Source organism: Bartonella vaga, assembly GCF_037070895.1.
In the GTDB taxonomy this organism is placed as follows: Bacteria; Pseudomonadota; Alphaproteobacteria; order Rhizobiales; family Rhizobiaceae; genus Bartonella.
Map to the genome: position 1 here is coordinate 174,955 of NZ_JAYMZK010000002.1, position 24,289 is coordinate 199,243.

Sequence of the window (24,289 nt, forward strand, 5' to 3'; positions counted from 1 at the left end):
GTATTGTATGAAAAATCTTGTTTTCTTGATTTTTCTTGGCACTCCATATCTATGAGGTAGAGGCTTAAATGGTTACAGTTGTTGATAGGGTTACAAATCGGCGTTTGCGTCATCCTGAAAAGGCGCATCGTCCAGATAGTGTTATGCAGAAAAAACCAGATTGGATTCGTGTAAAAGCACCGACATCACCAGTCTATAAGGAAACACATGGTGTTGTCCGCACCAATAAATTAGTAACTGTATGTGAGGAAGCAGGTTGTCCAAATATTGGTGAGTGTTGGAGCAAGCGGCATGCCAGTTTTATGATTTTGGGTGAAATATGTACACGGGCTTGTGCGTTTTGCAATGTTGCAACAGGTATTCCGCTTTCTGTTGATAATAATGAACCCGAACGTGTGGCAGATGCCGTGGCACAGATGGGATTAAAGCATGTCGTAGTTACGTCAGTTGATCGTGATGACCTTTCTGATGGTGGCGCAGAGCATTTTGCGAGAGTTATTTATGCTATTCGTAGAAAAGCGCCTAAGACAACAATTGAAGTTCTTACACCTGATTTTCGCCATAAAGATGGAGCGTTAGAAATTGTTGTTGCTGCTAAGCCTGATGTTTTTAATCATAATTTGGAAACAGTTCCTTCTAAATATTTAGAGGTTCGTCCGGGAGCGCGTTATTTTCATTCGCTTCGGTTATTACAGCGTGTTAAAGAACTCGATCCAACAATTTTCACAAAATCAGGAATTATGGTTGGTCTTGGAGAAGGACGAAATGAGATTCTTCAATTGATGGATGATTTGCGTTCTGCTGATGTTGACTTTATGACAATTGGGCAATATTTGCAGCCTACGCGGAAACATCATCCAGTTGTTCGTTTTGTTTCTCCTGAAGAGTTCGATTCTTTTTCAAAAATCGGTAAAGTAAAGGGTTTTTTGCATATGGCTTCCAATCCTTTGACGCGTTCTTCTCATCATGCAGGGGATGATTTTGCAATTTTACAAAAAGCGCGTGATGAAAAATTTGCCTTGCAGAGATAATTATGCCGACTTTTACAACACACCGGCAGGTTGCCCATAGCGCTAGCGAAATGTTTAATCTTGTTTCAGATATTGAGCGTTATCCTGAATTTTTACCAATGTGTGAGGCTTTAATAATCCGTTCTCGAAGAGAGTGTGGGGACAAGATATTGCTTATTGCTGACATGACAGTTGGCTATAAAGTTATTCGAGAAACTTTCACAACACAGGTATTTCTCCAGCCGAAAAAAAATCTGATAGAAGTTAAATATATTGATGGTCCATTTAGATATCTTGAAAATCGTTGGGCCTTTTATCACATTGAGGATACCAATGCATGTAATATAGAGTTTTTTATTGATTATGAATTTAAAAGCAAAATGCTTGGATTAGTGATGGGATCAATGTTTGATATTGCTTTTCACAAATTTACTGATGCTTTTGAAATGCGTGCGCATCAGATTTATAACTCTCAGATAACATAATCTATTCAGTTAATTTGTTATAGAGTGTGTATTATATGTTGTGAGTTGTGAGTTGTGAGGGTGGTAACCTGAAATCAGGAGCGGATATAGGAAGTATTAATTGAGAGATTCTAAAATCATATTTAAGGCATTTTCGACCGTTGCATAACGGATGGCATTACGATCAAGATTTCCAAAGTGCATTTCTGTGTGTAGGGTTTTATGATTCTTGTAAGCAACTGCAAAATGCACAAGTCCGACAGGTTTACCAGGACATGCCCCTCCTGGTCCAGCAATTCCTGTTACAGAAACTGCAATTCCAGCTTGTGAATATTCTAATCCACCTTCAGCCATTGCAAGAGCAACTTCTTTTGAGACGGCACCATATGTTTTTATAAGCTTAGCACATACGCCAACAGTGCGTATTTTAGATTCGTTTGAGTAAACAACAAATCCACAATCGAAGACATCTGATGATCCTGCAATATTTGTAAGGTTTGCTGCAATGAGGCCTCCTGTACAAGATTCAACAGTTGTTAAAAGCAAACTTTTTTTACGGCAAGCTGTAAGGACTGCAGATGCTTGTTTTTCACAAAAATATGTCATTTTGGGATCTCTCCTGGATAAAGGACACTAGCTGTTGCAAGAGCTGCAATGCCTTCTTCGCGACCAGTAAATCCGAGTTTTTCAGTTGTTGTAGCTTTAATAGAGATTCGATCAAGTGAAACCCTAAGGATCCTCTTAAGATTTTCTATCATTTGTTGTCGATAAGGTGTAATTTTAGGTCTTTCGGCGATCAGTGTGATGTCAACATTGGCAATACGACCACCTGCTTGTTTAATAATATCAACAGCGTGACGTAGAAAAATTTCCGATGATGCATTTTTCCATTGAGGATCAGTGGGAGAGAAATGAGTACCAATATCTCCCGCACCTTGTGTAGCGAGGAGCGCATCTGTTAGTGCATGAAGAGCAATGTCAGCATCAGAGTGTCCCTTTAATTTTTTATGAAAAGGAATTTTTATGCCACATAATATAAGAGAGGTTCCTTCCTCGAAAGAGTGAACATCATAGCCATTTCCGATGCGGATATCAGGAAATATTTGCATTTTTTTTTGGAGATATAAATGTGCAGTATCAAAATCTTTCTGCCAAGTAATTTTTATGTTGTTAGGATCTCCGGGAATAGTGCGCATAGGAATTCCAAACCATTCGGCGATTTCAGAATCATCAGTGAACTTCTTTTTACCAGCTTGTTTTGCTTTTTCATGGGCAGCTAAGATATTTTCAAAGGGAAAGCACTGGGGAGTTTGTGCATGATAAAGGTAAGAACGTGGAATTGTTTCTGTAACATAGTGTGCCTTATTTATACGTTTGAGGGTATCAGAAACGGAGAGAACGGGAAGAACACCTTCTTGATGGTTGATAGTGGCGTGGATTTTCTCGAGAAGATTCCTTTTGACAAAGGGACGGGCACCATCATGGATATGAACATATTTTGGTTTAATATTTTTAAGTGCACGAAGCCCATATAAGGCTGACATTTGACGCGTATTACCTCCTTCAACGATGATAAGACGTTCTTTAAAATCATTTATAGCTTGTTCACAGATTTTGTGATCCTCTGGATGAATAACAAGGATAAGCGTTGTTATGGCTGGATGCTGCAAAAAACAATGTATAGTATGATAAATGACAGGGTCTTGTCCCAAAAGCTGGTATTGCTTTGGGATTTTTTGCGGAAATCCTACTCTTTCACCGCGTCCAGCGGCCAATATTATCGCTGCGATAGAAATTTTCAATTTCCTTCTTATTATATTAGTTGATTGTTTTGCGATCTTCAATCTTTAATTTATTTTGAAAGGATAGTTGTTGTAGATCAGCAAGAGATGTAACTGATAATACATCAAAAAAAGCATTTAATGCTTTTTGAAGTGCGGTACTTAAACCACAAAAATTTATTAATGGGCAATTAGGTTCTGCAGTATCGAAACATTCTGCCATGGAAAAGTTATCTTCTGTTACTTTAACGACGTCAGCCACCGAAATCTCTGTTGCAGGTTTAGCCAATTTGACGCCACCGTTGCGTCCTCGTACTGTTTGTATAAAACCTGCTTCAACAAGTTGTTGCAGGATTTTAAACAGAAAAAGCTCGGAAATGGCATATGCTTTAGCAATTTCTGGAACACGGCTTAAAGATCCCTGATTATCTGCACAGTACATGAGCATACGGAGAGCATAATTTGTTTGTTTTGTTAAGCGCATCTTATTTCCTCATGTAGACTATCACTGAACGCATTTTATTTTAAAGATATTTTGTTTCCAGAATATAGAAGTTCTTTTTTCATGTGCTAGATTGGCTGTATTGTAAATGTGGTATTAGTATTGTCAATTTTTATTACAGGAAGTTATATGGAAACGATGGGATGAGGTCAATATAAGGTAATCATGAATACAATATTTGTCACGAATCTTCAAAATATAGATAAAGATACTTATAACGATGAGTTGTATCACTTAAGCAAGGTGTACATCTTTTTAGGTATAACAATTATTGTGTTAGCTTTGCTAACAGCGTCTGTTTCGTTTATTATTCTCATTGGGTTAACCCCTGTTGTTCCCAGTAGATCTGTAACCCTTATTCTTATAGGAATTAATACTGTTTGGGTTTTAGGGCTTGTGATTATTGTTTTTTATGAGATGATTCCTATCGTGCGTGCGTGGCGTTCAAGACGTGCGGGCTCCCGTCTTCATGTGCGCCTTATTTCTTTGTTTGCACTTGTTGCAACAATGCCGGCTGTTGCTGTTGCTCTGGTATCCGGTCCTGCACTGAATTTAGGACTTGATCGATGGTTTGATACAACAACACGGCAAATTGTAGATTCTTCTATTGATTTAGCGAATGCTTATGCAGATGAAATGCTGCAAAATTTGAAAAATTTGTCCTACGTTATGGCATTTGCGCTTGATAACAAAAGGCTTTTGGAGCGTAATCCAGCTGAATATAGGATGCAATTAACGCGTCATGCTATAGGGCGCAATCTGCGTGGTGCATTTTTATTAAGTTCGAGCGGAACTGTTTTTATATCGAGCGACCTTGGTGATGAGGATAAATTGCCAATTCCTCCTTCCAATCTTATCAAACTTGCAACTAGTGCTAGGCCTTTTTCTTTTCAACCGGGAGTTCATGATTATTTTGGCATTATTTTAAAATTCACAAATATTCCGAATACTTTCTTGTATTTGGTGCGTGACGTTGATAAAGAAGTTTTATCTGCTTTGCGTTTGACGGAAGTTAATACAGATCGTTATCGTGATTTAAATGAAAATCGTTTGCTGACGCAAATTGCATTTGGTATGCTTTATTTATGTCTTTTTTTTAGTTTATTCTTATCGGCTATTTGGGCTGGTATTGCTGTTGCTGATCGTTTGGTGCGCCCTATTCGTCTTCTCATTGGGGCCGCTGATGATGTAGCATCAGGGAATATGGAAGTTTTTGTGCCAGTTCGCGCGAGGGATGGGGATATTGGGCAATTATCAAAAACTTTTAATTATATGGTTAGTGAATTAAAAAGTCGGCGTAATGAATTGATCGCAGTTCGCGATCAAATTGATGAGAGACGACGTTTTTCTGAAGCCGTTTTGTCTGGTGTAACAGCAGGTATTGCGGGCATTGATAATAATGGCGATATTACAATTATCAATCGGTCTATTGAAACTATGTTTGGTATTCGTTCTGAACAAGTTATTGGGTGCAATCTTTTATTGTTAAGTGCTGAAATTTGGCAAGTTTTTCAGTTTGCGCGTTCATTTTATCGTAAGAATCATCGTGAACAGGTAACTTTAAGCGTTGCAGGACAAGAACGCGTTTGTAATGTGCAAATTACGATGGAAGAAGATGATGGGCAAGGGCAATCTTGGGTTCTGACGATTGATGATATTACAGACCTTGTTGCGGCACAACGTACATCGGCATGGGCAGATATTGCGCGCCGTATCGCACACGAAATAAAAAATCCACTTACACCTATCCAGTTGTCTGCTGAACGTATTCGTAGACGTTACGAAAAAATTATTACACAGGATCGAGAGGTTTTTGAGCGGTGTGTCGATACGATTATTAGACAGGTTGGAGATATTGGGCGTATGGTTGATGAGTTTTCTTCTTTTGCGCGTATGCCCAAACCGCAAATGAATCTCTCAGATATACGTGGCTTTCTGCGTGAAGCATGTTTCTTGATAGAAGTGACACGACATGATATTCATTTTGAGCAAGACTTAGGCAGCGTACCACTTACTGGTGCATTTGATAATCGTCTCATTGTCCAAGCTTTTTGCAATGTTATCAAAAACGCTAGCGAATCTATAGACTCTGTCATGCGAGAGGATAATATCCACGGTCATATTCTTATACGTTCTTATCCTCGAGAAGGATGTGTAGTTGTGGATGTTATTGATAACGGTAAAGGACTTCCAAAAGAACAAAGGCAAAAATTATTAGAACCTTATATAACGACGCGGGAAAAAGGAACAGGGCTTGGGTTAGCTATTGTACGCAAAATTATAGAAGATCATGGTGGTTCTATGGAGTTACACGATGCACCGAAGAGTTTTTATGAAGGTCGTGGTGCTATGATCCGTTTGATTTTTCCGGTGGATAAGACTAATCATGGCAATATTATCCAAGCCATAAGTCAGAAGGTAGGGGAGTAGAATGGTATCAGATATCTTAATTGTTGATGATGAAGCGGATATTCGTGAGCTTGTTGCTGGTATTTTGGATGATGAAGGTTATGAAACGCGTGTTGCATGTAATGCTGACGAAGCATTGGCACAAATTAGTGAACGTATTCCAAAGCTTATCTTTTTAGATATTTGGTTACAAGGAAGTCATCTTGATGGTTTAGCGCTTCTTGATGAAATTAAAATGCGATACCCTGCTCTTCCGGTGGTTATGATCTCCGGGCATGGTAATATTGAGACTGCTGTTTCTGCTATAAAACGAGGGGCGTATGATTTTATTGAAAAACCTTTTAAAGCTGATCGGCTTGTATTGGTTGCAGAACGGACCCTTGAAAATTCAAATTTGAAACGTGAGCTTTTAGAATTACGCAAGCGTTCAAGTGAGACATTAGAGTTGCTAGGAAAATCAACCATTATAAAGCATTTGCGCCAAGTAATAGAAAAGGTAGCGCCAACGAATAGTCGCGTCATGATTACCGGTCCTTCTGGGGCGGGAAAAGAGATGGTTGCGCGTGTTATTCATGCACTTTCAACACGTTCTAATGGGCCATTTGTGACCATAAATGCCGCAACGATAACTCCGGAAAAAATGGAAATAGAATTGTTTGGCAGTGAAATGGAGGGAAGGGAGCGAAAGATTGGTGCATTAGAGGAAGCTCACGGTGGAATATTATATCTTGATGAAATTGCTGATATGCCACGGGAGACTCAAAGCAAGATTCTTCAGGTGTTGACGGGACAGACATTTGAGAGGGTTGGCGGTACAAAACGTGTCAAGGTGGATGTTCGTATTATTTCTTCAACAGCCCAAAATCTTGAAAATCTCATTGCTGACGGGCGCTTTAGGGAAGATCTTTTTCACCGCCTTTCGGTTGTTCCCATTACTGTTCCACCACTTTCAGCGCGTCGTGAAGATATTCCGGAACTTGTACGTCATTTTGTTAAAACAATATCGCAGCAGCTTGGTATTAAACCACGTGAAATTAGTGATGATGTGATAACTATTTTACAAACGCACACTTGGCCAGGTAATGTACGACAATTACGCAACAATATTGAGCGTCTTCTTATTCTTGTGCGTGATGGTGATGGGCCGATAACAGCAGAGTTTCTTCCTAATGAAGTGGGTGATTCTTTACCTCGTGTTCAAATGGACGCAGATGAGAGTATAATGGATTTACCGCTGCGTGAAGCGCGAGAACTGTTTGAAAAGAGATACTTAGCAGCGCAGATTGGGCGTTTGGGTGGGAATATATCGCGCACAGCTGAATTTATAGGTATGGAGCGTTCAGCTTTACACCGTAAGCTTAAGGCACTTGGAGTTTCGTAGATTATGCGTGTTATTATTTGCGGCGCAGGGCAGGTTGGTTATGGGATAGCAGAGCGTCTTGCAGCTGAAAATCATGATGTCACCGTCATTGATATTGAAACGAGATTGATTGAAAAAATTCGCTATACGTTGGATGTGAGAGGTATTATTGGTCATGGTTCACGGCCTGAGGTTCTTTTAGCTGCTGATGCAGATAAAGCTGATATGCTGATTGCAGTAACTTTATTTGATGAGGTTAATATGGTGGCTTGCCAGGTGGCGCACTCATTATTTAACGTTCCAACAAAAATAGCACGTATTCGTTCACAGTCTTATTTAGAACCACGTTATAAAACCCTTTTTTCTAGAGGGAATATTCCTATTGATGTTGTTATTTCACCAGAAGTTGAAGTTGGGGAAATGGTTCTACGACGTATTGCTTTACCTGGAGCAATAGATGTTCTTTATTTTTGCAACGAGGATATTGTTGCGTTAGCTTTGGAGTGTATGGAGGATTGTCCAGTTGTTAATACACCTTTGCGTCAATTGACGGAGCTTTTTCCAGATCTTCGTACAACTGTTACGGCTATTAAGCGTGGTTCAGAACTATTTGTTGCACATTCAGAGACACAATTGTGCGTTGGCGATGTGACCTACCTTGTTGTTGCTCGCGATCAGATGCGTCGCGCGGTTGGGCTTTTTGGTCATAAAGAACAAGATGCTCATCGCATGATTATTGCAGGAGGCGGACATATCGGTCTTTACGTTGCTCAGACTATTGAAAAGCGCCTCCATAAATTAAAATTAAAAATTATAGAATCGCATAGAGAAAGAGCACTAACAATTGCAGATCAGCTCGAAAAAACAACCGTTTTGTATGGTAATGTACTAGACCCAGTGATTCTTCAAGACGCCGGAATTGATCAAGCCGATTTGATAATTACATTAACCAATCAGGATCAGGTCAATCTTTTAAGTGCTGTTATAGCTAAAAGATTGGGATGTAAAGCTAATATGGTATTGATTAACAATGTTGCTTATCAAGAGTTTAGCCGTGCCGTTGGTGTGGATGCATATCTTAATCCACATAGTGTTACTATATCGAGAATCTTGCAACAAATGCGTCGTGGTCGTATTCGTGCTGTTCACTCAATTTTTAATGGGCGGGCAGAAATTATCGAAGCTGAAGTTATGCAAACATCTTCATTGGTTGGTAAGTCATTATCAGAGCTTAATCTACCAGATGGATTGAGAATTGGTGCAGTTTATCGTAATAAGGCAATAATACAGCTTTCAGCAGGTACGCGTATTTTGTCTGGTGATAGGATAGTGATTTTTGCTCTTTCTGAGTGCGTTCGTGATGTTGAGCAATTGTTTCGTGTAAGTTTAGAATATTTCTGATATATTGTTTATGTGTGTTGCACTTTGGATGTAGTGGACAGTGACAATTAAAATTAGATAATGGTTTAAATTCTTCAAAATATGACAGAGTGGGAAATTATCCATTTTTGTTGCATTGCGTGAAGACGAATCAATATATACAATATGTAATAATGTACCGTTTTTATTTCAATTTTTTGATGATAAATCAAGATTTCCAATTATTTAGTTTTTAGATTTTTTCGTGGTATTCTAGCGAAATATTAGCGAGATATTTGTTGAAATGCAGGTGGTTACTTAGCTAAAATGACTTATCAAGATGTGGATAAAGCTTTGCTTGTAAAAGAAAATTCTGTAAAATTAAATGTTTTTTTGCTTTATTTTCCATCTGATAACCCTATTATAAAAGTGCTTAAAGATTATTGAGCGGATAAGAAATTGTTTCTAATGGACTTTAGGTTAAACATCATATTTGGAAACCATTGTGGTTAAAGAGAAAAAAATGTTTATTTTACCGAGAAGTCTTGGAATTACGATATTTGGTAATCGCTATGTTTAGTGGTTAGCCAAGTAGCGTATTTTTTATGAATCAAAGGAAACTTTTTATTATTGGATGTGTAAAAATGAATACATCTTTGATCCCATTTGTAGTGTTAAACCGGTTGTAAAGCCGCGTTTTATAAGGTTCCCTATTCGCAGAAAGATAAAGACGACTTAAAAAGCTCAAGGAGAAAGTTTTTAGCATTGGATAGTATAACTACTTTCCTGGTGTTCATAATTTATTCAGGTAGAGTTGTTATTGCTATTTTAACTGCTAGAATTTTAATCTTTCTTGAAGAGTATTATTGTGGCTTGCATGAAAGAGTAATGTTAGCTTATGGAAGAAAGCATTGAACGTGTAAAGAGCGATTGTTATATGAACGGAAAGTAAAAATATGAGTGATCCAGTGAAAACAGCATTAAGTCTCGTGCCTATGGTTATTGAACAAACTAATCGTGGTGAGCGGGCCTATGACATTTTTTCCCGCCTTTTAAAAGAGCGGATTATTTTTATTAATGGTCCCGTTGAAGATGGCATGGCTATGCTTGTTTGTGCACAGCTGCTCTTCTTAGAAGCTGAAAATCCTAAAAAAGAAATTAGCCTTTATATTAATTCGCCTGGTGGTGTCGTAACGTCTGGTATGGCAATTTATGATACTATGCAGTTTATTCGTCCTCCTGTTTCTACGCTTTGCATGGGGCAGGCTGCATCTATGGGATCACTACTTTTAACAGCTGGAGCAAAAGGTCACCGTTTTACATTGCCAAATGCACGTATTATGGTACATCAGCCATCTGGTGGTTTTCAGGGTCAGGCTTCAGATATTGAACGGCATGCACAAGATATTATAAAGATGAAGCGGCGATTAAATGAAATTTATGTTCAACATACAGGCAAAGATTATGAGGTTATTGAGAAAACTCTTGACCGTGATCATTTTATGACAGCAGATGAAGCCAAGCAATTCGGTTTAGTCGATGATGTTATACAATATCGTGCAGAAACTGAAAAAGATTAAGAGTTTTTATAGAAAAAATGGCTACTTTAAATTAAAGAGTTTTGTAAGAATATCGCGAAAATTAAGAAAAAGTGCTTAAGGGTATTATAACACGCAGGTTTTTGTATGTTTTTAGTTTTCTTTATGAAACACTTCCTTTGATTAAGGCAAAGTATTAATATATTGTGGTGAAAGGAAAGAGAAATGAGCAAAATTAGCAATAGCGGGAGCGAATCAAAAAATACTCTCTATTGCTCGTTCTGCGGCAAAAGTCAGCATGAAGTGCGTAAGCTTATTGCAGGGCCTACCGTATTCATTTGTGATGAATGCGTGGAGCTTTGCATGGATATTATCCGTGAAGAAAATAAATCTTCCAGGATTAAGGCGCGTGATGGTGTTCCTACCCCACAGGAAATTATAACAGTTCTTGATGACTACGTTATTGGTCAACAGCATGCAAAGCGTGTTCTTTCTGTTGCTGTTCATAATCATTATAAACGGCTTGCGCATCAGTCTAAGAGTAATGACATTGAGTTGGCAAAATCGAATATTCTGCTTGTTGGCCCAACGGGATGTGGTAAAACTTATCTAGCACAAACATTGGCGCGTATTATTGATGTGCCTTTTACGATGGCGGATGCGACAACTTTGACTGAGGCGGGGTACGTAGGTGAAGATGTTGAAAATATTATTCTAAAACTTCTTCAAGCTGCTGATTACAATGTTGAACGGGCACAGCGTGGTATTGTTTATATTGATGAGGTCGATAAAATTTCTCGTAAAGCTGACAACCCTTCTATTACAAGAGATGTTTCAGGGGAAGGTGTTCAGCAAGCATTGTTAAAAATTATGGAAGGAACGATAGCCTCTGTTCCTCCACAGGGGGGACGTAAGCATCCGCAGCAAGAGTTTCTTCAGGTTGATACAACAAACATTTTATTCATTTGTGGAGGTGCTTTTGCTGGTTTGGAACGAATTATTTCAGGACGTGGTGAAAAAACTTCGATTGGTTTTTCTGCTACCGTTAAAGCACCTGATGAACGCTGTGTTGGTGAAATTTTTCGTGATTTAGAGCCTGAAGATCTTATAAAGTTTGGTTTAATACCAGAGTTTATTGGCCGTCTTCCTGTTGTGGCTACCTTAGAGGATTTAGATGATAATGCCCTTGTTCAAATTTTATCACAACCTAAAAATGCATTGGTGAAGCAGTATCAGCGTCTTTTTGAGATGGAAAATGTCGAGTTAGCATTTCATGAAGATGCTTTACGGGTTATAGCTAAAAAGGCAATTGAACGTAAAACCGGAGCGCGTGGTTTGCGTTCTATTATGGAGAAGATACTTCTTGAGACGATGTTTGAGCTGCCGGCTCTTGAAGGTGTCCAAAAAGTGGTTATTTCGAGCGATGTAGTTGATGGGAAAGCGCGTCCTCTTTACATTTATTCAGAACGTGCAGAAGATAAAGAAAATGTATCAGCATGACATTGTGCGGTGTGAGAAGTAGTAATATAAACATCATTTTAGGATAGGTGTTCTTGTATATTATAGTCATCATGCTTGATTTATATGTTAGCAATTACCACTTCATGTATTGTAGAGAGCTGAAGGGTTTTCTGAAAGCGGGCTTGTGTACTGGATAGATCATAGGCTCCAGAAAGGAGAATTATGCAATATATTGATGAAACGACAGGTGAGGTGAGGGAGGAGTTTTACGCCGTTTTACCACTTCGTGATATTGTTGTCTTCCCGCATATGATTGTTCCGCTTTTCGTGGGTCGAGAAAAATCAATTCGTGCTCTTGAAGAAACGATGGCGGTTGATAAACAGATACTGTTGGTTACACAAAAAAACGCTTCTGATGATGATCCAAAATCAGAAGATATTTATGATATTGGTACGTTTGCTAATATTCTTCAACTTTTAAAACTTCCTGATGGAACTGTAAAAGTTTTGGTTGAAGGCACTGCTCGTGCAAAAATTAGTCAATTTGCTGCAAATGAGGATTATCATAAGGCCTATGCAACTATTACAGAAGAGCCGAAAGAAAATGATGTTGAGATTGAAGCTCTTTCAAGGTCAGTGATTTCTTATTTTGAAAATTATGTAAAACTTAATAAAAAAATTTCTCCTGAAGTTATCAATGCTATTGGACAGATTGATAATCCTTCTAAGCTTGCTGATACTATTGCGTCTCATTTGATGATTAAACTTTCAGAAAAGCAGGAAGTATTAGAGCTATTACCTATACGTGATCGTCTTGAGCGTGTTCTTTCGTTCATGGAAGGAGAGATTTCTGTTCTGCAGGTTGAAAAGCGTATCCGCTCACATGTTAAACGACAAATGGAAAAAAACCAACGAGAGTACTATCTTAATGAGCAGATGAAGGCTATTCAGAAAGAGTTGGGAGCGGGTGATGATAGCCGTGATGAGCTTTCTGATTTAGAGGAACGTATCACGAAGACAAAACTTTCGAAGGAAGCGCGCGAAAAAGCTTGGGCAGAATTGAGAAAATTGCGGAATATGTCTCCTATGTCAGCAGAGGCAACCGTTGTCCGTAACTATCTTGATTGGTTATTGGCAATGCCTTGGGGAAAAAAGTCAAAAATTAAAAATGATTTAGACTTCGCTGAAAAAGTTATGAATAATGAGCATTTTGGTCTTGAAAAAGTTAAGGAACGAATTGTTGAATATTTAGCAGTACAAAGTAGGGCATCAAAGATAAAGGGTCCTATTATTTGTTTGTTAGGTTCTCCTGGTGTAGGGAAAACGTCATTAGCTCGCTCTATTGCAAAAGCGACGGGGCGTGAATATGTCCGTATTTCATTAGGAGGGGTGCGGGATGAAGCAGAAATTAGAGGACATCGCCGAACCTATATTGGCTCTATGCCTGGAAAAATTATTCAGTCTATGAAAAAGGCTAAAAAATCCAATCCGCTTTTCTTGCTTGATGAAATTGATAAAATGGGACAAGATTTCCGTGGAGATCCTTCATCAGCTTTATTGGAAGTTCTTGATCCTGAGCAAAATGGCACATTTATTGATCACTATTTGGAAGTTGAATATGATCTTTCTGATGTAATGTTTATTACAACTGCGAATACACTTAATATTCCAGGGCCGTTAATGGATCGAATGGAAATTATTCGTATTGCTGGCTATACTGAATGTGAGAAAATGGAGATTGTTAAGCAACATCTTTTGCCCAAGGCATTGAAGGATCATTGTTTGTCTAAAAAGGAATTCAGCATTTCTGATGGTGCTATAAGGTCGGTTATTCAATTTTATACACGTGAAGCAGGTGTTCGTAATCTTGAGCGTGAATTAATGAAAATAGCACGTAAATCAGTTACAAAAATTCTTAAAACACAGCAAAAATCTGTAAAGATTACAGAAGATAATGTGAATGATTTTCTGGGTGTTAAACGCTATCACTATAACCAGATTGAAGGAGAAAATCAAATTGGTGTTGTGACTGGGCTTGCATGGACGGAGGTTGGAGGGGAGTTATTAACCATTGAAGGGGTTATGATGTTAGGTAAAGGCAAGATGACTGTAACGGGAAATTTGCGTGATATCATGAAAGAATCAATTTCAGCAGCAGCATCTTACGTACGTTTTCGTGCTGTGGATTTTGGTATTGAACCTCCGCTTTTTGATAAACGTGATATCCACGTTCATGTTCCAGAAGGTGCTACACCAAAAGATGGGCCATCAGCTGGAATTGCAATGGTAACAGCTATTGTTTCTGTACTGACAGGGATAGCGGTACATAAAGATATTGCAATGACTGGAGAAATTACTTTGCGTGGGCGCGTTTTACCAATTGGTGGCTTGAAAGAAAAACTACTGGCAGCTCTTCGAGGAGGTATAAAGAAGGTTCTTATTCCTGAAGAAAATGCAAAAGATTTGATTGATATTCCTGATGATGTAAAAAGTAATATGGAAATCATTCCAGTAAGTCACGTGAGTGAAGTTCTTAAGCATGCCTTGGTTCATTTCCCTGATCCCATTGAGTGGGTAGAACCTTCCACGGTACCTGTACCTATTAGAAAAGAGACTGATAGTGAAGGAATACAGATTGCGCACTGATTCATTAATCTAATTTGCAATTACATTTTCAAAGTAGTAATAGGCATTTATGTGATTATTTTTCTGTTTATTTTGAAAAAAAAGTAAAAAATTCCGTGAATAACTGTGATTATTGCTAAAAAACAATGTTTTGGATAAAAATAAGACTTCTGTTTGCTGTACTTTTCAATAAACTGACCAATAATACGGTTAAGTTGTGTTATCCGGTAATATAGGGAAAGGAAATATTCCATGAATAAAAGTGAATTGGTTAGCTCCGTTGCTGAAAAGGTAGGTGTTTCAAAGGCGCAAGCTAGCTCTTTTGTTGATGCTTTTGTTGTTTCTATAACAGAAGCTTTGGCTTCAGGGGGAGATGTTCGTCTTCCAGGTTTTGGCTCTTTTGAAGTTTCTCATCGTGCCGCTACAAAGGGGCGTAATCCTTCAACTGGTGCTGAAATTAATATTCCAGCTCGTTCTGTGCCTAAGTTTTCTGCAGGAAAAAGTCTTAAAGAAGCTGTTAATAAAAAATAATTTGATCTGCACTGAAAAAACCCGATTTGATTTGTAAGCGGGTTTTTTTGGAAATTTTTTCCTGTGCTTTTACATGGGACATGTAGCGCGTGCTTTATTTAAGTACGGTTAGTATTTCTTTAAAAAATTTTTTTAAATTATGCATAAAGTATTGTATGCGTGAAATGCATTTATTTCAGTATTCCCAATAAAATATTTAGCTATAGATATTCGTGAAAATTGTAACAAGGCAACTTTTGTTTTTCCAGGTTGGTATGCTAAGGTGTTTTACAGAGTAAAAGATTATGGAACTGATCAAAAATCATTACTATTGGAAAATTGCTGTATGTTTTATGATCATTGTTGCTGGGGTATATTCTATATTATCATTCATTTTGAATAATTGAAATATATTTAAGATTTTTACGGTGTTGAAGGTTTTCAATTATATTTGTAAAGGTTTTAGGGTGGATTTTATAAAAAATCATTAAGATCTTTCGAATCTGTTGGAAACAAATAATGTATTTTTATAAACGATAACTATTTTATTCTGAGCCTTTCAACCACTGAATACAATCATTTAGGGCTCTATCCGTTATAGATTGTTTTTTTGCTAATTTTTTTTCTTTGCTGGGTAGGCGTTTTTTTGAGTTTTCAGCTACAGCAATAGGTGGAAAAAGTCCAAAGTTGATATTCATTGGTTGAAAGGATTGTTTTTCTGTTGTTGTATCTATGATGTGTCCACCCGTGATATGGTTCAGAAGAGCTCCAAATGCTGTGGTTAGTGGTGGTATGGAAGGGCATTTACGATGATACTCAGCAGCGGCAAAACGCCCAGCGAGAAGACCTATAGCTGATGATTCTACATAACCTTCACATCCCGTAATTTGTCCGGCAAATCGCAATTTTTGCTTTTGTTTCAAGCGAAGGGTTTGATCAAGAATGATGGGCGATTTGAGGTAGGTATTGCGATGAAGTCCTCCAAGACGCGCGAATTCTGCTTTTTCAAGACCAGGAATCATTCTAAAAATGCGAACTTGTTCAGCATATTTTAGCTTTGTTTGAAATCCAACCATATTATAAAGGGTCCCAAGCTTATTGTCTTGGCGTAATTGAACGACAGCATAGGCTTTGATTGTAGGACTGTGAGTATTGGTTAATCCCGTAGGTTTCATAGGTCCATGCCTTAGGGTTTCAATCCCCCGTTCGGCCATAATTTCGATTGGTAGACACCCATCAAAATAAGGTATTTTTTCAAATTCGCGGAATTCTATTTTTTCTGCGTTTTTCAATGATTGGACAAATGCTATATACTGTTCTTTATTAAGGGGGCAATTAAGGTAGTCTTTTCCTGTTCCTTCAGGGCCGATTTTATCATAGCGAGATTGATACCAACAAATATCCATATTAATACTATCGGTATAAATGATAGGCGCGATAGCATCAAAAAAAGAGAGTGCTTCTGTTCCGGTTATTGCTTGTATAGTTTGAGCGAGTGCTGGTGAGGTAAGAGGGCCAGTGGCAATGATAACGTGATGCCATTCTTCAGGAATCTCTTGAATTTCTTCACATTTTATCGTTATAAGAGGATGATTTTGAAGTGCTCGAGTAACGGTCTTTGAAAATTCATCGCGGTCAACAGCAAGTGCGCTTCCTGCTGGTACTTTATTGGTATCTGCAGCACTCATAATCAAAGATTTTGCCAATCGCATTTCAGCGTGTAAAAGTCCTACAGCGTTTGTTGATGAATCATCAGAGCGAAAAGAATTGGAACAGACCAGTTCTGCCAATTTATCTGTTTTGTGGGCATCAGATTTTTTTTGAGGTCGCATTTCATGTAAAATAACGGGAATTCCTGATTGGGCAATTTGCCAGCTTGCTTCACTGCCTGCAAGACCACCGCCGATGATATGGATTGGGGTATTGAATGTATCTAACATAATTTGGTTTTAACGGAAGTAGCGCTGTATGAAAAGCGTAGATTTTATTTTTGTTATTTATATAAGAAAGGAGTATATTTGGATTTTTAAATATATTTGTTTGCTTTTTTTCTTTAATTAATGGTATAGAAGCGCCGTTTATGCAAGACTATTAGCTTGTGAGTTTGAGAGCGGATGTGGCGAAATTGGTAGACGCACCAGATTTAGGTTCTGGCGGGAGACCGTGGGGGTTCGAGTCCCTCCATCCGCACCACAGGAGTTCCTTGAACACTATGATATGGTCTCTATGTGTCTGTGTTTCCGTTTCATGGTAATTTAAACTCCAGTGTTTAGATGTAGTGATTATCAGAGTGGATTTATTCCTCTCATTAGAAAAATGAAGGTTGTTTCATGCAGGTTACCGAGACGCTTAATGAAGGACTGAAGCGCGAAATTAAGATCGTGGTTCCGGCGAGAGATTTGGAAAAAAAATTGAATGAGCGGTTGGATAATACCAAAGGCAAGGTCAAGTTAAATGGTTTTCGCCCCGGTAAGGTTCCGGTTGGGTACCTACGAAAAATGTACGGAAGATCTTTTATGGCGGAAATTCTCAATGAAATTGTCAGTGATGCCCCCCGTTCTATTTTATCTGACCGTAATGAACGTTCTGCGATGCAGCCGCAAATTGATATAGATGAATCTGAAGAAATTCTGGATAGCAAGGCCGATTTTGTTTTTACTTTAAAGTATGAAGTTTTACCAAAGTTCGAAATTAAAGACTTTGAGCATACTGAAATAATCCGTGAAGTTGCGGTTATTCCTGAGAAAGAGATTGATGATCAATTAGAGCGCGTTCTTTCTTGTACTCGTAATTACTCACTAAAAGATGGTCTCTCTGAAGAAGGTGATCGTGTTACAATAGATTACCTTGGTAAGCTTGAAGGTGTTCCATTTAAAGGTGGTGCAGATACTGACGCACAATTGATTCTGGGATCACAGCAATTTATTCCTGGTTTTGAGGAGCAATTGGTTGGTGTAAAAGCAGGTGATGAGAAAACAATTTCTGTTAAATTTCCTGGTGATTATAGTGCAGTGCATTTGGCTGGTAAGGATGCAGAATTTGATATCACTGTTAAAGCTGTCTCTAAACCAGATGAATTAAAGATTGATGATGAAGCAGCGAAAAAAGTTGGTTTAGAATCTTTAGATAAATTACGTGAAGTAGTTCGTGGGCAGATTGAAAGTCAATATGGTTCAATGACGCGTAAAAAAATTAAACGTCAAATTCTTGACGCTTTAGATGCTGATTATGATTTTGAGATTCCCGAAGGACTCTTAGAAATTGAATTTGACAATATATGGGCTCAAGTTAATGATGATTTAAAAAAAGCTGATCGCAGTTTCAAAGACGAAGGTGTTACGGAAGAGCAAGCACGGGAAGAATATCGTGCGCTTGCACAGCGTCGTGTTCGTCTTGGTTTAGTGCTTTCTGAAATTGGAATGAAGGTTGGTGTTAGCGTAAGTGAAGATGAGCTAAAAGCAGCGGTTTTTGATCAGGTTCGCCAGTATCCTGGACAGGAAAAAGAAATTATGAATTTTTTTCGTAATACTCCGGAAGCGGTTGCAAATTTACGTGCTCCGATTTTTGAAGAGAAAGTTATTGATTATTTGCTGACTCGAATAAAAGTCACAGATAAGGAAGTGACAGTTGAAGAGTTGATGAAAGAATATGATGAGACAGATTTAACGGAAAAAAAAACGACAAAGAAGAAATCTGTCGTAAAAGAAAAAACTACAGAAAAAGTTTCAGCTAAGAAAAAGACATCTAAAAAAGGTTAATATTTGTGTAAACAGAAAAGGATTGATGGAGTCTGGCTTTTTGTGGGATGTATATTCTAGGGTTGCAGTTAGAATGGTTTTAGATTAGGCATCAGTTACATTTAAAAATATTTATAGTGGATTGGTAATGGATATCGTTGATACGCGCACACCTGATTCTAAACGTTTCATTTCTGGAGTTACGGGTGATTGGGAAGTCATCATTGGAATGGAGGTCCACGCACAAATTATATCGAATTCAAAACTTTTTTCAGGTGCATCAACAAAATTTGGTGCTGAGCCGAACAGTCATGTATCACTTATTGATGCAGCTATGCCTGGTATGTTGCCTGTTATTAATCAAGAATGTGTTCGTCAAGCAGTTCGAACTGGTTTAGGGCTGAAGGCTCATATCAATCTGAGATCTATTTTTGATCGTAAAAATTATTTTTATCCAGATTTACCGCAGGGGTATCAAATTTCTCAGTTTCATTATCCGATTGTAGGCGAGGGAAAGGTGATCATATCTGTTGGTCCAGATTCAAATGGTCATTTTGAGGACATTGAAGTTGGAATTGAGAGGTTGCACCTTGAACAGGATGCTGGGAAATTAATGCACGATCAGCACCCAACAATGTCTTTTGTAGATCTTAATCGTTCTGGTGTAGCTCTTATGGAAATTGTTTCAAAACCGGATATGCGCTCATCAGATGAGGCCAAAGCCTATATGGTAAAATTGCGTACGATTGTCCGCTATTTAAATACCTGTGATGGTAACATGGATGAAGGTTCCATGCGCGCAGACGTTAATGTATCGGTTCGTCGCCCAGGCGAAAGATTTGGTACGCGCTGCGAAATTAAAAATGTGAACTCTATTCGATTCATTGGTCAAGCGATTGATTATGAGGCGCGTCGTCAAATTGCAATTTTAGAGGATGGTGGCGTAATAGATCAAGAGACACGACTTTTTGATGCAGCTAAAGGTGAAACGCGGTCTATGCGCTCAAAAGAAGAAGCGCACGATTATCATTATTTTCCTGATCCCGATCTTTTGCCATTAGAGTTTGATCAAGCGTTTGTAGATACTTTAGCCGCGGAATTGCCGGAACTGCCTGATGAAAGGAAAAAACGTTTTGTCAATGATATGGGGTTAACAGTATATGATGCTTCTATTCTTGTGACCGAAAGGGCTATTGCTAATTATTTTGAAGAAGTAGTTCATGGACGTGATGGGAAAATAGTTGCAAATTGGGTGATTAATGATCTTTTGGGTGCTTTAAATAAAGATAATCGTGAGATTGAAGAGACGCCGGTATCACCAAATCAATTGGGGGCTATCATTGATCTTATCAAAGAAGGGATTATTTCTGGAAAAATTGCAAAGGATCTTTTTGAAATTATTTGGAAGGAGGGTGGGGATCCGCGTCAGATTGTAGAAGAACGCAATATGAAGCAGGTGACAGATATAAAGGCTATAGAGAGAGTTGTAGATGAAATCGTTGTCAATAATTCTGCTAAGGTTGCTCAAGTAAAACAAAAACCTGCTTTAGCTGGTTGGTTTGTTGGACAAGTCATGAAAACGACAGGTGGTAAAGCAAATCCTCAAACTGTTAATGAATTGGTTAAGCTAAAACTTGGCATAGATTAAGTTTTATGTTGTAAGGAAAAGTTCATAAGTATGATAGCTATTGTATTAAGGAATATGGATGAGCTCATAAAATGCAATTGTGATTGTTTAACCGGTAAGATTTTACTTCTTGTAATCCAGAGTATCATTACGCGTTTATTCCAAAGACGTATTCTGAACTATATTAAATAAATGGACTAGAACTATGGCTGTTTTTTTTAAACAAATCTTTACATGGTGGAGTGGTAATACTATAGGTACTCGCTTTTTTACGTGGCTTAAAGGTAAACGCATAGGGGAAGATCAATTTGGTAATACTTATTATGAAGGGGGCTATCATAAGGATGGCTATCCACGTCGTTGGGTAATTTATAAAGATTATTCTGAAGCTTCTACCATTCCACCTGGTTGGCATGGTTGGATTCATCACCGTTGTGATACTCCTCCAACGCAAGAGGATTACCGTCTGTATGAATGGGAAAAGCTTCATGTTGCGAATATGACAGGAACAAGTGAAGCTTATCGACCAAAGGGTGCTATTACTTACCACGATGAGCGTCATTTTTCCCATGAAGATTATAAGGCATGGTCACCTGAAAAATAAAATGTTTTGGTGTGTGTATTTTCCTTATTTTTACATATTTAAATTTTATAAATAGAATTTTTAGGTGTGATTGATTTTTGTGTGATGAGAACTTTTTTAGTATCAGGGATTAGGAATCTTTTTTATTTTTGTTTGCTAGGAATCGTAGTGGTCTTGTTTTCAGTTTGTAGGATTCAGGCCGAACGTGTTAGCAATGGGATTGCTGTTTTTTCTGGACTTGATAAAATTACTGGTCGAACTACCCGTTTTGAAGTTTCTCTTGGTGAAGTCTATCAATACGGTGTTTTGCAAGTTAAACCGCGCGCATGTTATACGAGCTCTAAGGATGAGCCAGCTCGTACAACCGGTTTTATTGAAGTTAATGAGATTACATTAGATAAAAAGATTCGGCGTATTTTTACAGGTTGGATGTTTGCAGACAGTCCCGGTTTGAATGCCGTAGAACACCCTATTTATGATGTCTGGTTAAAAGATTGCAAATAGGTTCTCAAAAGTTGCCTCTTTAATGATATTTTGTATCATAACCTATTTGAAGAACAACTCATTGTTTTTGTTTGCCTTATAATTCCGTTTTAAATGTCTAAATCGGATCTTAAAATAAGAATGTTTAGATGCTGAAAGCGAAGCCTTGTTGATGTTTTTGCAAAAGTTTCGGTTATTAAATTTAAAAACTATAAAGCATTGTTACTTTACAGATAAAATTCAAATGAGTTTATGGGGTGTGTGATTCTCAGAGGAACTGTTTTTTATTAAGAAGCGTATTAAGCATAAGCATATTAAAAATAAAAACTATGCTCTCTCTTATAATAGAGATTTTAGTTGACGGAATGATTTTAATGCAGATTTACTACAGTTCTGAAATTTTGTGGATGGTGAATTTAATATCAGTATTTGTGATGTTTTATACAAAATATGGTTGTTTTTGCATAAGGGAATTTGAAATTTTTGAGTGTTCACTGAATAAGTGTTAAATCTTCTTCATTATCAAAACTAATATATCTGTTTTGTGCAAAAAACTATCAATTCTACAGAGAGTGTGGGACTTTATACAATGAAAGATGTTAATCATCCATATAAGGATGCATTGTTTTTTCCGAAACAATCTAAAGAACCATTATTGAATGTTCCATTTATTATAGTGGTTTTGATAGCACTATGTTTTTGTATTTATATTGTTCCTAAGTATTTCTTTTCTGAGCAGCTTTATATTGAAATTATTAAAATTTTTTCATTTATACCAGTGTTATTTAAGTCTGATCCGTTAGCATTTTGTTATACTCTTATTAGTTACTCATTCATGCATGGTAGTTTAAAACATGTTTCTATTAATATGGTTTGGCTTTTAGTTTTTGGATCTCCTTTAGTGAGACATCTTGGTAGTCTACGTTTTTTGATTTTTTGGGTATTAACAGCAATTGTAGCGGCATTGGCTTATTTTGTGCTTCACCAAGATAGTGCGGTATCGCTCGTGGGTGCATCGGGTGCAGTTTCTGGAATGATGGGTGGTATTGTACGTTATGGTTTTCCTCATAGCTGTTTTGGTGTTAGTATGCAAAATGAAAGGCTTTTAGGTTCTTTATTATCCATAAAAAGCGCGCTATGTTCAAAGGTAGTACTTGCTTATGTGAGTATATGGCTGAGTGTTGATTTTATCGTAGCTTTTTTTCCTTTTTTGTTTGAAGAAGATGGTGTTTTGGTAGCATGGGAAGCCCATATAGGTGGTTTTTTTTCAGGCTTTTTATTGATTAGTTTTTTCGATATTTCGTGTAAAAAATTAAAAACTACGATCTAAGATATTTATGAGCTGCATAAAGCGCTATCGTTGCTGCATTTGAAACATTTAATGATTTAATATCTCCAGGCATATCAAGACGCGCTAAAGTACATGCAGTTTCGCGTATTTTTTTGCGCAAACCCCTACCTTCTGCTCCTAAAATAAGAGCAACTTTTTTCCCTTTTAACGCTGTTTCTAGAGGATTTTCGCCTTCTGAGTCAAGTCCAAAGCTGATAAAACCTGCTTTGTGGAGTTCTTGTAGTGCTTCGGCGAGGTTTCTTACAGCGATATAATTAATCAGCTCCAAAGCTCCGGAAGCGGCTTTTGCAAGAACACCGCTTTCTTGCGGTGAGTGGCGGTAAGTAGTTATGACTGCCCCAGCCTTGAATGCAACAGCAGAGCGCATAATAGCTCCGACATTATGTGGGTCGGTAATTTGATCCATTACGATGACAAGATCTGTATTTGCTAATTCAGACAGTTGGCATGGCTTAAGTGGTTCAGTTTCCACAATAACACCTTGATGAACTGCATCATTTCCAACAAGCGTATCAAGCTGTTTTGGTGAACATAATGTGACAGGGCAAGGTAAATCTGATTCGGGTATATTTAGTCGTTTTAATGCATTTGGTGTGACATAGAGACATCCAAAAATTCTTTTTGAGTTTTTTAAAGCAGCATGCACTGAATGTATGCCATAAAGGCGGATTTTCCCTTGTTCCAAAGGAGCAGTTTTTTGTTTTAGGTGCGTAGCAAATCGAGAAGAAAAACCTCTCGTATCACGATATTGGCGACGTAAACGAGCATAATGAGAATTTTTTGATATTTTTTCTTTCATAGCTTCTTATAGCGTATTAATTGAAAAAAGCTATTTTTTAAGATTATTAAAAGGAAAATTTTACAGAATTGTATTTATCCTGTTGACAGATACGTCACTAATCGTCATAACCGCTCGGCAGCCATTTTGAATTGAATGGGTGATCAAATTGTTGTAGATGATGCCTCATCACGCAACTTTGTCGATGGAATGGAGGGGTGCCCGAGTGGTTAAAGGGGGCGGACTGTAAATCCGTTGCGTATGCTACGTTGGTTCGAATCCAACCCCCTCCACCATTCATTGACGGAGAGGTAGTAGTATTTATGTTATGCGGGTATAGCTCAATGGTAGAGCAGCAGCCTTCCAAGCTGAATATGCGGGTTCGATTCCCGCTACCCGCTCCAGATAGTTGTTGGTGATTGGACCAGTGTTGTTGTGGCGGAAGATTTTTCATCGCGAGGTGGACGGATTTCCGTATAGAGGTTTGGTGTCTGGGCTAATGTAGAGGTCCGGTTTGATGCGGTCATGCAGATCTGTTTCCAGGTACTAATAAAACAAGAAAACAAAACAAGAGATTGATAGCGATGGCAAAGAGCAAATTTGAACGTACGAAGCCGCATGTTAATATTGGTACGATTGGTCACGTTGATCATGGGAAGACTTCATTGACAGCAGCGATTACGAAGTATTTTGGTGAATTTAAAGCGTATG

At 37.9% G+C, this 24,289-nt stretch carries 20 protein-coding genes and 3 tRNA genes; 18 read left to right on the top strand and 5 right to left on the bottom strand.

Annotated elements, in window-relative coordinates; genetic code table 11:
- Positions 1-68 precede the first annotated feature (68 nt).
- Positions 69-1,031: a lipoyl synthase gene (gene lipA / locus WCP76_RS02700; protein ID WP_336294161.1), complete on the top strand. Its 963-nt coding sequence runs from the start codon at positions 69-71 to the stop codon at positions 1,029-1,031.
- Between the two features lie 2 nt (positions 1,032-1,033).
- The gene (locus WCP76_RS02705) at positions 1,034-1,495 is read left to right on the top strand and encodes a type II toxin-antitoxin system RatA family toxin (protein WP_336294162.1); all 462 of its coding nucleotides are present in this window, start codon (positions 1,034-1,036) and stop codon (positions 1,493-1,495) included.
- A 96-nt stretch (positions 1,496-1,591) separates the two neighbouring features.
- Here WCP76_RS02705 and WCP76_RS02710 read toward each other — a convergent pair whose 3' ends face one another.
- Genes WCP76_RS02710 through rirA form a run of 3 tightly spaced genes read right to left on the bottom strand, consistent with a single transcriptional unit; the run spans position 1,592 to position 3,739 of the window.
- On the bottom strand, positions 1,592-2,080 hold the full coding sequence (locus WCP76_RS02710; RefSeq protein WP_336294163.1) for a CinA family protein: 489 nt from the start codon (positions 2,078-2,080) through the stop codon (positions 1,592-1,594).
- Positions 2,077-3,276 (bottom strand): bifunctional 2-C-methyl-D-erythritol 4-phosphate cytidylyltransferase/2-C-methyl-D-erythritol 2,4-cyclodiphosphate synthase, encoded by a 1,200-nt coding sequence (locus tag WCP76_RS02715; RefSeq protein ID WP_336294164.1) that lies wholly within the window; start codon positions 3,274-3,276, stop codon positions 2,077-2,079. The genes WCP76_RS02710 and WCP76_RS02715 overlap by 4 nt, the downstream gene beginning before the upstream one ends.
- Positions 3,277-3,292: 16 nt before the next feature.
- Entirely contained in the window at positions 3,293-3,739 is a 447-nt protein-coding gene (gene rirA / locus WCP76_RS02720) for an iron-responsive transcriptional regulator RirA (protein WP_336294165.1), read from the bottom strand.
- Positions 3,740-3,922: 183 nt separating this feature from the next.
- On the opposite strand from rirA, the gene WCP76_RS02725 reads away from it, so the two are divergent.
- The 7 genes from WCP76_RS02725 to WCP76_RS02755 all read left to right on the top strand — a co-directional run bounded on the left by WCP76_RS02725 (position 3,923) and on the right by WCP76_RS02755 (position 15,040).
- Complete coding sequence (locus tag WCP76_RS02725) at positions 3,923-6,187, top strand: sensor histidine kinase NtrY-like (protein ID WP_336294166.1); 2,265 nt, start codon at positions 3,923-3,925, stop codon at positions 6,185-6,187.
- A gap of 1 nt (position 6,188) precedes the next feature.
- Complete coding sequence (gene ntrX / locus WCP76_RS02730; RefSeq protein ID WP_336294167.1) at positions 6,189-7,547, top strand: nitrogen assimilation response regulator NtrX; 1,359 nt, start codon at positions 6,189-6,191, stop codon at positions 7,545-7,547.
- Between the two features lie 3 nt (positions 7,548-7,550).
- Positions 7,551-8,927 carry a Trk system potassium transporter TrkA gene (gene trkA / locus WCP76_RS02735; protein ID WP_336294168.1) on the top strand — a complete coding sequence of 459 codons (1,377 nt, stop codon included), beginning with the start codon at positions 7,551-7,553 and terminating at the stop codon, positions 8,925-8,927.
- A 914-nt stretch (positions 8,928-9,841) separates the two neighbouring features.
- Entirely contained in the window at positions 9,842-10,465 is a 624-nt protein-coding gene (gene clpP, locus WCP76_RS02740) for an ATP-dependent Clp endopeptidase proteolytic subunit ClpP (RefSeq protein WP_336294169.1), read from the top strand.
- A 183-nt stretch (positions 10,466-10,648) separates the two neighbouring features.
- Positions 10,649-11,923: an ATP-dependent Clp protease ATP-binding subunit ClpX gene (gene clpX, locus WCP76_RS02745; protein WP_336294170.1), complete on the top strand. Its 1,275-nt coding sequence runs from the start codon at positions 10,649-10,651 to the stop codon at positions 11,921-11,923.
- A gap of 183 nt (positions 11,924-12,106) precedes the next feature.
- Positions 12,107-14,530 (top strand): endopeptidase La, encoded by a 2,424-nt coding sequence (lon, locus tag WCP76_RS02750; RefSeq protein ID WP_336294171.1) that lies wholly within the window; start codon positions 12,107-12,109, stop codon positions 14,528-14,530.
- Positions 14,531-14,761: 231 nt separating this feature from the next.
- A complete protein-coding gene (locus WCP76_RS02755; protein ID WP_336294172.1) occupies positions 14,762-15,040 on the top strand; it encodes an HU family DNA-binding protein in 279 nt (92 codons plus the stop codon).
- A gap of 524 nt (positions 15,041-15,564) precedes the next feature.
- Here WCP76_RS02755 and trmFO read toward each other — a convergent pair.
- Positions 15,565-16,959, bottom strand: coding sequence for a methylenetetrahydrofolate--tRNA-(uracil(54)-C(5))-methyltransferase (FADH(2)-oxidizing) TrmFO (gene trmFO / locus WCP76_RS02760; RefSeq protein ID WP_336294173.1), 1,395 nt, complete (start codon positions 16,957-16,959; stop codon positions 15,565-15,567).
- 170 nt (positions 16,960-17,129) lie between these two features.
- Between trmFO and WCP76_RS02765 the strand changes: the two genes are divergently transcribed.
- The 6 genes from WCP76_RS02765 (at position 17,130) to WCP76_RS02790 (ending at position 22,779) form a co-directional block, all read left to right on the top strand.
- Positions 17,130-17,212: transfer RNA gene (locus WCP76_RS02765), tRNA-Leu, on the top strand.
- Between the two features lie 137 nt (positions 17,213-17,349).
- The gene (gene tig, locus WCP76_RS02770; protein WP_336294174.1) at positions 17,350-18,777 is read left to right on the top strand and encodes a trigger factor; all 1,428 of its coding nucleotides are present in this window, start codon (positions 17,350-17,352) and stop codon (positions 18,775-18,777) included.
- A gap of 127 nt (positions 18,778-18,904) precedes the next feature.
- Entirely contained in the window at positions 18,905-20,404 is a 1,500-nt protein-coding gene (gene gatB, locus WCP76_RS02775; protein ID WP_336294175.1) for an Asp-tRNA(Asn)/Glu-tRNA(Gln) amidotransferase subunit GatB, read from the top strand.
- Positions 20,405-20,588: 184 nt separating this feature from the next.
- A complete protein-coding gene (locus WCP76_RS02780; protein ID WP_336294176.1) occupies positions 20,589-20,987 on the top strand; it encodes an NADH:ubiquinone oxidoreductase subunit NDUFA12 in 399 nt (132 codons plus the stop codon).
- 84 nt (positions 20,988-21,071) lie between these two features.
- A complete protein-coding gene (locus WCP76_RS02785; protein ID WP_336294185.1) occupies positions 21,072-21,470 on the top strand; it encodes a DUF2155 domain-containing protein in 399 nt (132 codons plus the stop codon).
- A 568-nt stretch (positions 21,471-22,038) separates the two neighbouring features.
- On the top strand, positions 22,039-22,779 hold the full coding sequence (locus WCP76_RS02790; protein WP_336294177.1) for a rhomboid family intramembrane serine protease: 741 nt from the start codon (positions 22,039-22,041) through the stop codon (positions 22,777-22,779).
- Here WCP76_RS02790 and rlmB read toward each other — a convergent pair.
- The gene (rlmB, locus tag WCP76_RS02795; protein ID WP_336294178.1) at positions 22,769-23,599 is read right to left on the bottom strand and encodes a 23S rRNA (guanosine(2251)-2'-O)-methyltransferase RlmB; all 831 of its coding nucleotides are present in this window, start codon (positions 23,597-23,599) and stop codon (positions 22,769-22,771) included. The genes WCP76_RS02790 and rlmB overlap by 11 nt on opposite strands.
- Before the next feature lie 191 nt (positions 23,600-23,790).
- Here rlmB and WCP76_RS02800 point away from each other — a divergent pair.
- The 3 genes from WCP76_RS02800 to WCP76_RS02810 form a co-directional block, all read left to right on the top strand.
- Positions 23,791-23,874, top strand: a tRNA-Tyr gene (locus tag WCP76_RS02800).
- A gap of 34 nt (positions 23,875-23,908) precedes the next feature.
- Positions 23,909-23,982: transfer RNA gene (locus tag WCP76_RS02805), tRNA-Gly, on the top strand.
- Positions 23,983-24,162: 180 nt separating this feature from the next.
- Positions 24,163-24,289 (top strand): GTP-binding protein (locus tag WCP76_RS02810; RefSeq protein WP_234924853.1); only part of this gene is annotated, 127 nt, incomplete at its 3' end.

What these genes read in the sequence shown, in the direction of transcription:
- WCP76_RS02755 (WP_336294172.1), top strand. Translation starts at nt 14,762, where the DNA reads ATGAATAAAAGTGAATTGGTTAGCTCCGTTGCTGAAAAGGTAGGTGTT.
- rirA (WP_336294165.1), bottom strand. Translation starts at nt 3,739, where the DNA reads ATGCGCTTAACAAAACAAACAAATTATGCTCTCCGTATGCTCATGTAC.
- trkA (WP_336294168.1), top strand. Translation starts at nt 7,551, where the DNA reads ATGCGTGTTATTATTTGCGGCGCAGGGCAGGTTGGTTATGGGATAGCA.
- WCP76_RS02710 (WP_336294163.1), bottom strand. Translation starts at nt 2,080, where the DNA reads ATGACATATTTTTGTGAAAAACAAGCATCTGCAGTCCTTACAGCTTGC.
- WCP76_RS02705 (WP_336294162.1), top strand. Translation starts at nt 1,034, where the DNA reads ATGCCGACTTTTACAACACACCGGCAGGTTGCCCATAGCGCTAGCGAA.
- trmFO (WP_336294173.1), bottom strand. Translation starts at nt 16,959, where the DNA reads ATGTTAGATACATTCAATACCCCAATCCATATCATCGGCGGTGGTCTT.
- tig (WP_336294174.1), top strand. Translation starts at nt 17,350, where the DNA reads ATGCAGGTTACCGAGACGCTTAATGAAGGACTGAAGCGCGAAATTAAG.
- clpP (WP_336294169.1), top strand. Translation starts at nt 9,842, where the DNA reads ATGAGTGATCCAGTGAAAACAGCATTAAGTCTCGTGCCTATGGTTATT.
- gatB (WP_336294175.1), top strand. Translation starts at nt 18,905, where the DNA reads ATGGATATCGTTGATACGCGCACACCTGATTCTAAACGTTTCATTTCT.
- WCP76_RS02725 (WP_336294166.1), top strand. Translation starts at nt 3,923, where the DNA reads ATGAATACAATATTTGTCACGAATCTTCAAAATATAGATAAAGATACT.
- WCP76_RS02785 (WP_336294185.1), top strand. Translation starts at nt 21,072, where the DNA reads ATGAGAACTTTTTTAGTATCAGGGATTAGGAATCTTTTTTATTTTTGT.
- lon (WP_336294171.1), top strand. Translation starts at nt 12,107, where the DNA reads ATGCAATATATTGATGAAACGACAGGTGAGGTGAGGGAGGAGTTTTAC.
- clpX (WP_336294170.1), top strand. Translation starts at nt 10,649, where the DNA reads ATGAGCAAAATTAGCAATAGCGGGAGCGAATCAAAAAATACTCTCTAT.
- rlmB (WP_336294178.1), bottom strand. Translation starts at nt 23,599, where the DNA reads ATGAAAGAAAAAATATCAAAAAATTCTCATTATGCTCGTTTACGTCGC.
- lipA (WP_336294161.1), top strand. Translation starts at nt 69, where the DNA reads ATGGTTACAGTTGTTGATAGGGTTACAAATCGGCGTTTGCGTCATCCT.
- WCP76_RS02780 (WP_336294176.1), top strand. Translation starts at nt 20,589, where the DNA reads ATGGCTGTTTTTTTTAAACAAATCTTTACATGGTGGAGTGGTAATACT.
- WCP76_RS02790 (WP_336294177.1), top strand. Translation starts at nt 22,039, where the DNA reads ATGAAAGATGTTAATCATCCATATAAGGATGCATTGTTTTTTCCGAAA.
- ntrX (WP_336294167.1), top strand. Translation starts at nt 6,189, where the DNA reads ATGGTATCAGATATCTTAATTGTTGATGATGAAGCGGATATTCGTGAG.